This is a genomic window from Bacillus sp. AFS073361 (genome assembly GCF_002567005.1).
Taxonomy (GTDB): Bacteria; Bacillota; Bacilli; order Bacillales; family Cytobacillaceae; genus Neobacillus.
This window is the reverse complement of record NZ_NUZU01000039.1, coordinates 533,983-548,461: the sequence shown is the minus strand read 5'-3', so window position 1 is coordinate 548,461 and position 14,479 is coordinate 533,983. Positions and strand designations below refer to the sequence as shown.

The 14,479-nt window shown below is 39.4% G+C and carries 11 protein-coding genes; 8 read left to right on the top strand and 3 right to left on the bottom strand.

The annotated features are described in order from the left end of the window. Window positions 1–244: 244 nt before the first annotated feature. A complete protein-coding gene (gene fabF / locus COJ96_RS22905) occupies window positions 245–1,486 on the top strand; it encodes a beta-ketoacyl-ACP synthase II (protein ID WP_180230220.1) in 1,242 nt (413 codons plus the stop codon). Between the two features lie 452 nt (window positions 1,487–1,938). On the opposite strand, the gene rlmN is transcribed toward fabF, so the two are convergent. Next, a complete protein-coding gene (rlmN, locus tag COJ96_RS22900) occupies window positions 1,939–2,997 on the bottom strand; it encodes a dual-specificity RNA methyltransferase RlmN (protein ID WP_098576086.1) in 1,059 nt (352 codons plus the stop codon). Window positions 2,998–3,318: 321 nt separating this feature from the next. Between rlmN and COJ96_RS22895 the strand changes: the two genes are divergently transcribed. After that, window positions 3,319–4,680 carry a D-serine ammonia-lyase gene (locus COJ96_RS22895; RefSeq protein ID WP_098576085.1) on the top strand — a complete coding sequence of 454 codons (1,362 nt, stop codon included), beginning with the start codon at window positions 3,319–3,321 and terminating at the stop codon, window positions 4,678–4,680. A 32-nt stretch (window positions 4,681–4,712) separates the two neighbouring features. On the opposite strand, the gene COJ96_RS22890 is transcribed toward COJ96_RS22895, so the two are convergent. Then, entirely contained in the window at window positions 4,713–5,561 is an 849-nt protein-coding gene (locus COJ96_RS22890; RefSeq protein WP_218936520.1) for a MerR family transcriptional regulator, read from the bottom strand. A gap of 129 nt (window positions 5,562–5,690) precedes the next feature. Here COJ96_RS22890 and COJ96_RS22885 point away from each other — a divergent pair, with 129 nt between their 5' ends. From COJ96_RS22885 to bioB, 6 genes are all read left to right on the top strand, one after another. Further along, complete coding sequence (locus tag COJ96_RS22885) at window positions 5,691–7,079, top strand: APC family permease (protein ID WP_098576084.1); 1,389 nt, start codon at window positions 5,691–5,693, stop codon at window positions 7,077–7,079. A 26-nt stretch (window positions 7,080–7,105) separates the two neighbouring features. Beyond that, complete coding sequence (locus COJ96_RS22880; protein ID WP_098576083.1) at window positions 7,106–8,578, top strand: aldehyde dehydrogenase family protein; 1,473 nt, start codon at window positions 7,106–7,108, stop codon at window positions 8,576–8,578. A gap of 55 nt (window positions 8,579–8,633) precedes the next feature. After that, complete coding sequence (locus COJ96_RS22875) at window positions 8,634–9,818, top strand: iron-containing alcohol dehydrogenase (RefSeq protein WP_098576082.1); 1,185 nt, start codon at window positions 8,634–8,636, stop codon at window positions 9,816–9,818. Between the two features lie 115 nt (window positions 9,819–9,933). Further along, a complete protein-coding gene (gene speB / locus COJ96_RS22870) occupies window positions 9,934–10,932 on the top strand; it encodes an agmatinase (protein ID WP_098576081.1) in 999 nt (332 codons plus the stop codon). Between the two features lie 262 nt (window positions 10,933–11,194). Then, window positions 11,195–12,064 carry an alpha/beta hydrolase gene (locus COJ96_RS22865; RefSeq protein WP_098576080.1) on the top strand — a complete coding sequence of 290 codons (870 nt, stop codon included), beginning with the start codon at window positions 11,195–11,197 and terminating at the stop codon, window positions 12,062–12,064. 319 nt (window positions 12,065–12,383) lie between these two features. Continuing rightward, complete coding sequence (gene bioB / locus COJ96_RS22860) at window positions 12,384–13,382, top strand: biotin synthase BioB (protein ID WP_098576079.1); 999 nt, start codon at window positions 12,384–12,386, stop codon at window positions 13,380–13,382. A 69-nt stretch (window positions 13,383–13,451) separates the two neighbouring features. Here the strand turns inward: bioB and COJ96_RS22855 are convergent, their stop codons facing one another. Then, window positions 13,452–14,285 carry an RMD1 family protein gene (locus COJ96_RS22855; RefSeq protein WP_098576078.1) on the bottom strand — a complete coding sequence of 278 codons (834 nt, stop codon included), beginning with the start codon at window positions 14,283–14,285 and terminating at the stop codon, window positions 13,452–13,454. Window positions 14,286–14,479: the final 194 nt, after the last annotated feature.

Below are 14,479 nucleotides of genomic sequence, written 5' to 3'. Positions count from 1 at the left end.
TAAAATGCCTCAGCCCAAAAATGAATCCTCATTCGCAAAAAGGTAGAAATGCACGATTAATGTATATGTTCATGAAACTGAAAACAACCTTCTGTCCGAAATAGTTCTTATATTGCTAAAACAGTTGGTTACATCTGAATAAACTAAATCCTAAAATCGTTTGCAATCAATTTGTCCATCCTCTCTGAATTCGATACACTATAGAGTGTAGGTAACTTATAACTGGGTGGGAGAGAGCATTATTATGAGTAAAAGAGTAGTGATTACAGGTATTGGAGCAGTCACTCCTTTGGGGAATGATGCTCAAACAACATGGGAAAATATTAAAAATGGTGTATCGGGTATTGGCCCAGCCACTATCTTTGATGTAGAAAAGGTCGATATTAAAATTGCTGCGGAAGTAAAAGGCTTTGCACCAGAAGAGTTTATGGATAAAAGGGAAGCAAGAAGGATGGGGCGTTATAGCCAGTTTGCGGTAGCAGCAAGTCAAATGGCCGTAAAGGATTCGGGGATTCAGATCGGAGAAGACATTCCAGCAGAACGGGTCGGTGTCTGGATTGGTTCAGGAATTGGCGGACTAGGTGAATTCGAGGAACAACATAGGAAGTTTATTGAAAAAGGACAAAGAAGAGTCAACCCGTTTACCATTCCGATGTTTATCCCAGACATGGCAGCTGGACAAGTTTCCATTGCGCTGGGTGCTAAAGGAATCAACAATTGTTCGGTGACTGCATGTGCATCCGGGGCCAATTCCATCGGTGATGCATTCCGCGTCATTCAAAAAGGGGATGTGGAGATGATGATTGCGGGTGGAACAGAAGCGACGATTACTGAAATGACCGTAGCTGGATTTTCGAATATGACCGCTCTTTCTAAAAATCCTGATCCGAACACAGCAAGTCGGCCTTTTGATAAGAATCGCGATGGTTTTGTAATTGGGGAAGGCGCAGGAGTTGTGGTCCTAGAAGAACTAGAACACGCAATTGCCCGTGGTGCTAAGATTTATGGAGAATTAATCGGCTATGGCGCAACCGGTGATGCCCATCATATTACCACGCCTGCACCCGACGGAGAAGGGGCTGGCAGGGCAATGAAATTGGCATTAGACGATGCGGATATTTCCCCTGAACAAGTTGACTATATTAATGCACATGGGACATCCACTAATTATAATGATTTGTATGAAACGTTAGCCATTAAAGAAGTTTTCAAAGAATATGCCTACCATTTATCGGTTAGTTCCACGAAATCAATGACTGGTCACTTATTAGGTGCCACTGGCGCAATTGAAGCGATATTCTCTGTTTTAGCCATCAATGAGGGAATCATTCCGCCAACCATCAACTATGAAACGCCGGATGAAGAACTGGATTTAGATTATGTCCCAAATGAGGCAAAGAAGAAAGATGTTCAAGTTGTTTTATCCAACTCATTAGGATTCGGCGGACATAATGCTACATTAATTTTTAAAAAGTTTACCGAGTAACGATAGCGAATAGCAAAAAAAGAAGGTGTCTAAAGATTATTTAGATACCTTTTTTCTATGGGTTTGGACTATTTCCGACAAAAATAAAACTAACCAAACGTTTGATTAGTTTTAGTATAAACACTTGTATCAACTGAATTTTTTCCCGGGAAATGGAGGGGAAAGTGTCGAAATCCGCATCGACAAAAAAGACCGGGTATCGCTACCCGGTCTTATAAGATTACTGTCTAGCTCCAGCACCCTAGCGGCTAGTGTCCTTCGCTCTCCGCCCTACGATAAGTCAAGCACGAATGCGCCTCCGGCTCTTCGTGTTTCCTTTATCTCAGTTGGAGTGCTCCACAAGGAAGGCTTCGGCAGCATAAGCATCGCACGAAGAAAGAACGTTAGCTCTTTCGAGGAGGCCATACGCCGCTGACCAGGGCGCTTGCGCTTTTCTTATTAAAAAACTATGCTTAAGCATTTCTTATTTGTTTGCTCCGTAATTGACCGCACGCGGCATCAATGTCTGTGCCATGCTCTTGGCGGATCTTACAATTAACCCCGCCCTTTTTCAACGTATCATAAAAGGACAATACCGATTCCTGTTCACTTCGTTGATATTGACTGTGTTCATCAACCGGGTTATATGGAATTAAGTTTACATAGACTTTCTGCCCGAGTGGACGAAGCAGGTCGACAAGCTCCTCAGCTTCTTGTTTATGGTCATTAACATCTCGCAACAGAATATATTCAATCGTAATCCGTCGATTTGTTTTGTCTACATAATACTCCATAGCCTTCATTAATTTTTCAATCGGAATGGCCCGGTTTATTTTCATAATACGCGTCCGAAGTTCATTATTTGGCGCATGTAATGACACTGCCAGGTTTACCTGCAGCCCTTTATCCGTGAACTCAATCAGCTTGTCCGCAAGACCGCTTGTGGAGACGGTGATACGTCTAGCCGCGATGGCTAGTCCTTTATCATCTTTTATTACCTTGATAAAATCTAATAGGTTTTCAAAATTATCAAAAGGTTCCCCAATGCCCATCACAACCACATGGCTGACGGTTTCTCCCAGGCCTTTTTTGTCCAGATGCAGCTGCACATTCATAATTTGCTCAACAATTTCCCCACTGGATAAATCGCGGCTTTTCGCTAATAACCCACTTGCACAAAAGCTGCAGCCGATGTTACAGCCAACTTGTGTTGTCACGCAAACTGAAAGGCCGTATTTCTGCCTCATTAAAACCGTTTCGATTAAATTGCCATCCTGCAATTTAAACAAAAACTTAATCGTGCCATCAGCGGATTCTTGTTTAATGTGTTCCTGTAAGGTTTGGATCACGAAGTTGTCTGCTAATAGTTGAACACACTCTGGATTAACTTCCGTCATCTCCGAGAATGCTGTGACACGCTTTCGATAAAGGTATTCCCAAACTTTCTGTGCTCTCGACTTCTTCTCGCCGTGGGCCTCAAGCCAGTCGGCTAATTGATCGATCGTTAATCCGTATATACTCTGTTTATTCATATGTTCCTCCTCTTTTCGTAACGATAAAACTTACTAAAATTTATCTTTACCTACTATATAAATAGTGAATTGATTCTAAATCAGTTAATCACCATACATGTAATTTTAAAAACATTATCTATTATACCAAGAAAAGACACATTATAAAAAAATACCTTTAATTGGTTGTTATTGAAGTGTGGCCGTTTGTTAAATAAAAAAATTAAAAAATTGGCGGGGTCACCGTTTTCAAATATATGTTAAACTGCATTTAACAATCATTAAATTATATTTTACGTTGTGCTGATGACTATAATCAAGTTAATGAGGAGGACTATCAAAGTGAAAGAGATTGAATTCGGTGATCTACAAACATGGAAAGAAAACTATCCTTTACTAAACAAACTCATTTCGTTGAATGAAATATTGTGGTTAAATCCTAAAATTGAAAAGTTTAAAACAGGAATTAAAAAATCCCCCCTTACTCAAGACGATGTAAAGGATGCAGAGGAAAGATTGAAACGTTTTGCTCCATATATTGCCAAGGTTTTCCCAGAAACAAAAAAGAAGAATGGGATAATAGAATCTCCATTGGTGAGAATTCCTTCTATGAAACAATCTTTAGAGCAGAATTATCGACAACCGATATTAGGTGAATTATTGCTTAAGTGTGATAGTCACCTCCCTATATCAGGGTCTATAAAAGCAAGAGGCGGGATTTATGAAGTTCTCAAACATGCCGAAGATTTAGCTCTTCAACATCAATTGTTGACGATTCAAGATGACTATTCCATTTTAGATAGTGATAGGTTTCGAACCTTCTTCTCCCAATACTCAATCGCAGTAGGTTCGACTGGAAATTTAGGACTTAGTATAGGCATCATAAGTGCAAAGTTAGGTTTTAATGTGACCGTTCATATGTCGGCTGATGCAAAACAATGGAAAAAAGACTTACTTCGAAGCAAAAATGTTAATGTAATTGAATATGAATCGGATTATAGTAAAGCAGTAGAGGAAGGTCGACTCCAAGCAGATGGGGATCCTACATGTTATTTTGTAGATGATGAAAATTCTTATGACCTATTTTTAGGATACGCAGTAGCAGCATTTCGATTACAAAAACAATTAGAAGAGTTAGAGATAACAATTGATGAAAATCATCCTTTGTTTGTTTACCTTCCATGTGGAGTAGGCGGTGGTCCTGGCGGAATAGCTTTTGGTTTGAAGTTAGTGTATCAAGACCATGTTCACTGTTTCTTTGCAGAACCTAGCCACTCTCCATGTATGTTACTTGGTTTAATGACTGGACTTCATGATAAAATTTCTGTGCAAGATATTGGTCTTGATAATGTAACAGACGCTGATGGACTTGCTGTAGGAAGACCATCTGGATTTGTAGGTAAAACTATAGAACCGTTTCTAAGTGGTAATTATACGGTTAGCGATGAACAGTTGTATAAGCTATTAAAGGAACTAGTTGATACAGAGGGGATTCGTTTAGAACCTTCAGCACTAGCAGGCATGATAGGACCAATTAAATTATCTAAAGATGGAACGAATTATTTACTGAAGCATAATTTAACGGAAAAAATGAGTAAAGCTACACATATTATCTGGGGGACTGGTGGAAATATGGTTCCTGAAGAAATGATGAAGCAATATTATCAAAAAGGATTGAATTTATCGTTAGACAATCAAAAGTAATTCAACACAGGGGTTAGTTGACCCCTGTGTTTTTATTGGGAAAAATTTTTTATTTGAACGGGAACTTGAATTTCGAATGTAATCTCATTTGGTTTATCGGTGATTGTAATATCGACGTGCATAATTTGCAGCGCATCGCCGGTTATGTGATATCCGGCTTCATCAAGATATTCCAATATCTTACTCAAACTTTCGCTTCGATTCCATAATAATTCTCCGTTATAACGAATACACGCAAATAACCCAGCAGGAACCGTCATTTGACACTGTTTTGGTATTTTTTCTTTATTTTTTGCCACTACAAAAATAATGGATGGTTCTTCAAATCGTTTCGCTCGAAGATCCGCTTCCTGGATGATAATGCCCAGTCTATTACTAGCCAGAATTGGTGTCTTCTCGGTAAGCATATTCTCTAACCTTATAACACCATAACTGAGTTCCAAATTATTATTTATTTTTTCATTTAAGGTAATTAACTTCCTTCTTCCTATTTCGCGGAAAAACACCGATTGAAGTTCTTTTTCTTTCGCTACATGCTCCAAGTATCCAATTTTCCCCCGAATATTTTCCTCCAAGTCATGTAGCTCGTTCAGTTTTGACACAAGTTCTGTATGCTTGGTTTTCAGAATGTCCAAGGACTTATTAAAATTACGTTCATTAAAATAATCCTTTATTTCGTCCGTACTCATCCCAAGTTGCCGCAACTCTTTAATGGTCCCTAAAACTTCATATTGAAAAATAGAATAGTAGCGATATCCCGAATCGGGATCGACATATTGAGGTTTGAATAGGTCAATTCGATCATAGTGACGTAAAGTCTCCGATGTTACCCCTCTTAATCTCGCCATTTCACCAATGGTTAATTTTTCCTTTATTTTCAATGAATTAACCCCCCTTAAAAAATATAATACATCTATTGACCTTTGTGTAACAACAAGGTTTACAATAAAAATACGAAATCTTCTAAATCATCTAAGAATTAAATTTACTAATACGAAGGGAGTTGAGTTATGAAACAGAAAGCGCTTGCAAGAACACTTACTTTGTCACAGGTTGTTTTTTTAGGGATTGCATGGAATAACCCCATGGTGTTTTTTAATACCTATGGAATTGCTGCCGTTACCTCAAGAGGTGTTATTACGACTGCATACATTATTGCTTTTCTAGCAATACTTTTTACAGCTCTCAGCTATGGCAAGATGGCGAAAGCCTACCCGATCTCAGGGTCAGCCTATTCCTTTACGCAAAAATCTATTAATTCTGAGGTTGGGTTCATTGTAGGTTGGACGATTATGCTTGATTATATATTAACGCCTATGGTTACCTGCTTGATGTCCACTGTCTTTTTAAGTGCTGTATTTCCTGGAATCCCGCATTATGTGTGGGTAATTGTGTTAACTGCAAGCATCGTATCTCCGAGCATACTAGGTGTGGAGATCTCAGCAATAACGAGTAAAATTTTTGTTATTGCTCAAGTCATTTTTGTTTGCCTTTTCTGGATATTATCCTTCAAAAGTTTATCAGAAGGAGTAGGGGCGGGTAGTCTTTTCTCCATTAAGCCATTGTTTGATGCAGATGTTTCCTTGTCCGTTATCTTGGCAGGAGCTACCATTCTTTGCTTTAGTTTTCTTGGTTTTGACTCACTCACCACTTTATCAGAGGAAACAATCAATCCCGAAAAAACGATCCCAAGAGCGATTATCATCATGCTATTGTTTATCGGAGTTTTGTATATTGGCTCTTCTTACTTAGCACAATTGGTGCATCCGGGCATTGCTTTCAAACATGCTGATTCTGCAGCCCTTGAAATTGCAGTGCTGATCGGAGGAAATTTATTTAAGTCCATTTTTATTACAGCAGTGATTATTGGTAATTTCTCTTCAGGAATCGCTTCAATCACAAGCGCATCGCGAGTGTTATATGCGATGGGACGAGATTCCGTATTACCTAAAAAAATATTTGGATACATTCATCCTAAATTTAAAACACCGTCACTTGGCATCATTGTGATTGGCGTAGTTTCTTTACTCGCAATTCCATTAACCCTAGAACAAGTTATTAAGTTTATCAATTTTGGAGCGTTAATTGCCTTTACTTCTGTAAATCTGTCTGTTATCGCCCATTATTTTATCAGAAATCATAAGCGTTCTTTTATGGATTGCATTCGGTACCTATTATTACCACTCGTTGGCGCAGGGTTTACGGTATGGTTGTGGTCGCATTTAGAAAGGGATGCGTTGATTCTCGGGGGCATCTGGATGGCATGCGGCTTGATTTATCTTATTTATTTGACGAAATGGTTCCGCCAACCACTTCCTGAGTTTCATTTTGAAAAAGAATTGATTCCACAAAATGTCCATGACATTAATCGAGAGGTTATCCCTCAACAGGTAAGGTGAAAATAATATACTGGAGGTTTGTAAAAATGCTGAAGTTGAAAATGTTTATTAATGGTGAATGGATGGATTCATTAAGAGGAGCTAAGAGTCATGTTGTGAATCCTGCAAACGGTAATATCATGGCTGAGGCCCCGCAGGGAAGTAGAGAAGAAGCCCAAATGGCGATTAATGCAGCACGAACAGCTTTTGATTCTGGAATTTGGTCAGACTTACCGGCATCTGAACGTGCAACCTACTTATTTAAAATAGCGGATAAGATTGAAGAAAAGGCAGACGAGCTTAGCCAACTTGAAACAGAGAATACGGGAAAACCTCTTAAAGAATCCGAGTTTGATATTGCTGATACCGTGAATTGCTTTCGATACTATGCTGGGTTAGTGACAAAGCCAAATGGTCAAACGTATTCTGTTGCCGATCCTGTGCAAGCCATGGTTATTCGGGAACCTGTCGGTGTATGCGGACTTATCGCTGCATGGAATTTTCCATTGTTGACGGGAGCTTGGAAAATAGCCCCTGCGCTTGCTGCGGGAAATACGCTTGTATTTAAACCAGCTGAAATCACTCCAGTCACCACTTACAAATTATTTGAGATCATGGAAGAAGTGGGGGTACCAGCTGGTGTTGCAAACTTAGTTTTGGGAGGTGGTTCAACAGTAGGAAATGAAATAGCGGAAAGCCAAAAGGTGGATCTGATTTCTTTTACAGGTAGTACAGCAACGGGTAGAAAAATCATGAATTCAGCAACAGGAAATATTAAAAACATTTCACTCGAACTAGGCGGCAAGTCGCCAAATATTGTTTTCGCTGATGCAGATTTTGAGACAGCCATTGATTATGCTTTGAACGGAATTTTTACCAATGCCGGCCAAGTATGTAATGCGGGATCCCGTTTACTGTTAGAAGAGAGCATTCATGATAAGTTCATTGCTAGATTGGTAGAAAGAGCGAAAAAGATTCAGGTTGGCCCTGGGGATGATTCCTCTACCGAGATGGGCCCGCTTGTAAGTGAAGACCATATGAAGAAGATCCTTGAATATATTCAAATTGGCTTAGACGAAGGGGCTGCATTAGCTTGCGGTGGCAACCGTATCACAAGCAACGGGCTTGAAAATGGTTATTTTTTGGAACCAACAATATTTGTTGACACCAAACCTGACATGAGAATTGTTCAGGAAGAAATCTTTGGTCCAGTTCTTGTCGTTCAAAAGTTTAAAGATGAGGCGGAAGCAATCCAGCTGGCAAATGATACTTCATACGGGCTTGCAGCTGGTGTTTTTTCACAAGATGGCGCCAAAGCTTTGAGGGTTATTAAAAAAGTAAGAGCCGGAATTACTTATGTTAATGCTTATAACCTCGCCTATAATGAAGCACCGTGGGGAGGTTACAAGCAGAGCGGGATTGGCCGCGGGTTAGGAACCTTTGGCTTGGATACGTTTACTGAGGTAAAGCAAATCAATATTAATTTAGATGTTAAGCCAACTGAATGGTTTAGCAATTAATTAAAAATATAAAATTTAAATTCGGAATATTCAAAAAACAGAGGAGGAATTTATTATGTTATGGGATTTTCATTTTAATCTGCCTACTTCTATAGAGTTTGGGAATGGGAAAGTAAAGAATATTGGGAAAAGGGCTAAAGAATTAGGTGGAAATAAAGCGCTTATTATTACAGATAAAGGACTTGCGCAAACAGGAATTTTGGAAAAAATCACACAGTCATTAGATCAAGAAGGTGTCAATTATATTGTTTATGATGAAATATCACCTAATCCAAAAGATGTAGATTGCGAGAGTGCTTATCAACAGTTTAAAAATCAGAATATCGATCTCTTAATTGGTCTTGGCGGCGGAAGCTCAATGGATACAGCTAAAGCAATTGGGACACTTCTTACACATGGAGGAGAGCTAAGAGAACGTTACGGGGTAAATTTACTGGAACGGGAAATCCCACCACTAATTTGTATTCCGACAACTTCAGGTACCGGTAGTGAAGTGACAAGAGGGTCTGTCATTACGGATACCGTGACGAAACAGAAGGAGGCGATACTAGATTTGAAAATCGCTCCTAAACTGGCACTTGTTGATCCTGAATTGACGTTAACCTTGCCTAAATCGATTACAGCAGCTACAGGAATGGATGCACTTACACATGCAATTGAAGCTTATACCTGCAAAGTTGCTCAACCACTTTCAGATGCTTTGGGGCTATATGCTATTGAATTAATAGCCAAATACCTTCCATTAGCAGTAGAAAATGGTCATGATTTAGAGGCTAGGAAAAATTTGCTTTTGGGCAGTTTAGTTGCAGGCATCGCCTTTGATAACACGGATCTTGGGGCTGTACATGCGATGGCCGAACCACTTGGAGGACTCTATGATACTCCACATGGAGTGGCGAATTCAATTTTTCTTCCACATGTATTTGAATTTAATATTCCTTCAAATCCAGAAAAGCACGCCCAGGTAGCAATCAAGCTTGGGGCAAATCCTGAAGGAAAAACAGTTGAGGAAACGGCGTACGAAGGTGTTGTGCTGTTAAAAGAGCTGGCAAATAACATCGGGATTCCTAGCTTCCGAGATTTAGGCAATGTAAATCCCGAAGACTTCCCTTTTCTAGCGGAAGGAGCCTTTAAACATTTATGTACTCAGGCGAATTCAAGAGATCTGACAAAAGAGGACTATCTAAACTTATTTCAAAAGACTTATGAGGTGAAAACCACTACTTTAATTGAAAATTAATTGTATAAAAAGTATAGAAGCAAAATTTAAAAATCCTTTATTAAGACTGGCCCGCTGGCAGAAAACCTTGCATGAGCAAAAAGCGAGGATGAAAATCTAGAAGGAGGCAGCATGAATGTCTAATCGTAATGAAAAACAGTTTTTAAATTTACCTTTTACAGGAATTTGTACTTTTGGGAAATACCCAATATGTGCGGACCTGAACCAGCTTGACGCTGATGTGGCGGTCATTGGGGTGCCTAATGACATGGGTACACAATGGAAATCAGGAGCAAGAATGGGCCCTAGAGGAATCCGCGAAGGCTCTACATTATATAGTTTCGGTTTGGAGGGTGCTTATGATATTGAAAACGATATTATGTACCTAGGACCTGAATGGAAAGTAGTCGACTGCGGTGATGTAGACATGGTACACGGAGATATTATGCAGTGCCATGAGAATACAGAAGAAGCAATCCGAAAAATTATTTCCAAAGGTGCGATGCCGGTTGTATTAGGCGGCGATCATTCCATCACTGCAGCAGTCGGAAAAGGACTAGAAGATATAGGTCCGTTTCATGTGATTCAAATTGATGCCCATTTAGACTGGGCGGATCACCGCTCAGGCATGCGGTATGGTCACGGAAACTGCATACGCCGCTTATCTGAGCTGGATTACGTTCAGAAGATATTTCAGTTTGGCATTCGCGGGATTAGCAGCAGCAAAAAAGAAGACGTCGAAGCAGCAAGAGCGTATGGCAGTGTGATCCTATCACCGCGACAGATGAGAAAGAAGGGACTTAAGGAAGTGCTGGAGCTAATTCCTCCGGGAGAAAAATATTATGTAACGATTGATATCGACGGAATCGATCCGTCAATTGCCCCTGGAACAGGCACTCCCTCTCCAGGAGGCCTCCTCTATGATGAGGTTAATGAATTGCTTGACGGAATTTCCAAAAGAGGAGAAGTCATCGGCTTTGACTTAGTTGAAGTTGCCCCGCCATATGATCCAACGGGCATGACCGGACAAGTAGCAGCCCGTATTGTACTAGACTTACTCAGCTATGTATTAAAGGAAAAGGAGAAAAAGGGGAATAATAAATACGGAAAAGAAAAAGAAGAAATGCTTTCTTAATTAAGAACTGGCTAGTATTGAGATAGTATTCCACCTTGGCAATATGATTAGGAATTTGAATGCCAAGGCATGATTCCATGAAAGCTTTAACAGACACCCTTACCGAAGTGATGGGGTGTCTATTTTTTTCTTTTTATAAAAGGTATGATAATGCCCCTGAATATAATTGCTTTTACCTTGTTTTATACTAAAATGGATTTAATAAGTTTTCTATGGTCAAATCCATTTTTTAATCGTGTTTGCAACAGGAGGATTATCAAAGATGATTACAGCAGGGACATTTAATGGTGACGGTGGAACAGAACTATTTTTTAAAGTAATCGAACCATTGACAGCTTCAAAAGCAGCAGTTATTTTAGTTCATGGACATGGCGACCATAGCGGCGGAATGCAGAATCTATTCAAAAGACTGGTTAAAAGTGGGTATATAGTTTATACGTTTGATTTACGCGGTCATGGAAAAAGCTCTGGTAAAAGGGGATTTATCCAATCATGGGATGAATTTAGAGGAGATTTACATGAGTTTCGAAACCTTGTTGCGCTAGATCAGCCTGAAAGGCCTTTGTATATTGTGGGGCATAGCCTTGGGGGCTTGATTACTCTTGATTATGCCTTGGATTATAGTGACGGCATTTCAGGAATTATTGCTCTATCGCCGGCCATTTCATACGAAGTGAAACCGTTAGAGCAGTTAGGCATAACCATTATGGGTAAGGTTAAACCAGACTATAGTATCAATAAATCTCGAAGAATCTTTTTGATGAAGAAAAATACGGCAGTGCGTACTAAGTACTATTCCGATCGCTTGCGTCACAATATCGTTACACCAGGTTTGGGAAGTGGATTGATTCAAGCGATATCACGTTTAGAGAATCAGGCACAGTCGATTAAACTGCCGTTATTATTGCAGTATGGACTTGATGATAAAATTACACCACCAACAAAGTTGAATCAGTTTTTTTACCGGGTTTCCTCAAAGGATAAACAGCTATGCGAGTACCCTTTGGCCAAGCATCGACCCTTTGATGAAGCGGGAAAAGAGAAGTTTTTAGAAGATTTGGTCGAGTGGTTAGACGGTCAGATCGGTAAAAAACAAAAGCTGCGTTACAGGGAGAGCGTTAAAGAATGGTAAGAGGAATTTTCCCTGAATAGAGACAAAAGAGTGTTTACATTATCAATAGAATGCGAAGAATTCCAAGAAAAAGCGGAGATATCCCCGCTTTTTTTTGCGCCTTGTCTTCGATTTGTCACATCAATGGGCGAATTTTTCAGGTTAATGGGCGAATATGGGGTTCCAATGGGCGACTTTTAGACTGCATCGAGCGAATCTAATGTTTCAATGAGCAAATCTAATTTTATTTACGATTATTTCATTTTATTGTTAACCTATTTATTATTATAGTTTACAATAAAAGAATATATAGTATTTATTTTAAAATGGAGGGATAAAGATGAATAAATGGATGAATCTTGCAGATCGAGTGTTAGATGGGATGGATATAACCAATCAGGAGGCACTTTCCATATTAGAATGTCCAGATGATGACGTTCTTCTACTAATGCACGCTGCTTTTCAAATCAGAAAGCGATATTATGGAAAAAAGGTAAAACTTAATATGATCTTGAATGCGAAATCTGGACTCTGTCCCGAGAATTGTGGCTATTGCTCTCAATCATCTATTTCGACAGCACCGATTAATTCTTACAGAATGGTAGATAAGGATACGATACTTGAAGGCGCAAAACGTGCACATGATTTAAATATAGGGACGTACTGTATTGTGGCTAGTGGCAGAGGACCATCTAATAAAGATGTTGCACACGTAGTGGAGGCAGTTAAAGAAATAAAGGAAACATATGGATTGAAAGTTTGTGCCTGTCTTGGACTGTTAAAACCAGAACAAGCGAAGCAGCTGAAAGAAGCCGGAGTAGATCGTTACAATCATAATATCAATACATCAGCGAGCAACCATGCCAACATCACAACTTCCCATACATACGATGATCGAGTCAATACGGTAGAAACAGTAAAAGAATCCGGAATGTCGCCATGTTCAGGTGTTATTGTAGGAATGAAGGAGACAAAGCAAGATGTAGTCGATATGGCTAAAAGCTTAAAAGCTCTTGATGCGGATTCCATTCCAGTTAATTTCCTACATGCGATTGATGGTACTCCTTTAGAAGGAGTAAAAGAACTAACCCCACTTTATTGTTTAAAGGTTTTGGCGTTATTTCGTTTTGTTAATCCAACAAAAGAAATTCGGATTTCAGGCGGACGAGAAGTCAACTTTGGTTCACTACAAGCATTGGGTTTATATGCAGCCAATTCCATCTTCGTCGGTGATTACTTAACAACTACTGGACAAGAAGAATCCGAAGATCACAAAATGTTACTTGATTTAGGATTTGAGGTAGAATCCGTAGAAGAAATGAAAGCGAGCTTAAACTAGAGGTTTATTCTAATACTAAATCAAAGCAAAGAGGCACCCAGTCCGAAGGCACCGGGTGTCACCTTTTATTTATAGCCAGCCGCCAATTTCCAAGACAGTCAGGACAATTTCAATGACAATAAGAGTGACGATGATCCATTCCACGAATAATCCTCGAATTGAATGGCTGATGGTGGAAAAACCATCCATGATGTTGTATAAAATCTCCGTTTTGATCTTCAATATTTTATAGCGATCGTTCAATTCAAAAAACTCCACCATTCTGTCGTAAAAACCGCTGGCCGCGCTGCTCGTCCAGGTAATATCAGGCTTATCCAAAATCATGATATACGCAAGGGTATTGTATTCGTGACGGACGATTTTTGCTGTCGTCCGGGCCAGCTCCTTGTTACCAATTCGCAGGTTGCCTTTCTCCAGTCTGTCGATCATGGTTTCGAGTTTGTCATGGATTTGCCCAAGTTGTTCCTCTGTCTTTTCAAGCGCCACGGATTTTGCAATAACAGTAGAAATCAATTCAGGGTAAAATTCTTCATATTCAGGGACGACTACATATTCGTCCGTCAATTCAAGGTTCTCCGTCTCAGTAATATGAAGGCAGTAATCGTCGCTATATCTGTCGGCTTGTTTAATGTCAAAATCTGGTTCGAAGGAATGGATGTAATACAATAAACTCTCGATCTCATCAACACACAAATGATTAATGAAGACAATACTGCCAAAAGAAAAGATCAGCACCATTTGCGAATCATCTACATTGCTATGGAGAATCGATTCTAGAATAGCGCCTCTTAGGATCAAAGGTTGTTCCCAGGTGAATTTTTTAGGAATCCCGCAATGAATGGCAATTTTGTTCAAGTCAATTTCATGGGTGACAGCAAATGCTTTAAAGGTAATTTCTTTCACTTTGATCACCTTTCTAGGAAATTGTCCTTTTTTCGATTTTATTCTATTTATAGCAAAAACATGCTTCCACAGACTAGAGAGATTTAAAGGCTAATTTGAGTAGTGAGCAATTTTTTTGTAATTGTAAAAAATTACATCTTATCCTCCGTAAAAAGTGCATATAAACCTCCCTTATTGGAAAAATAATACACAGT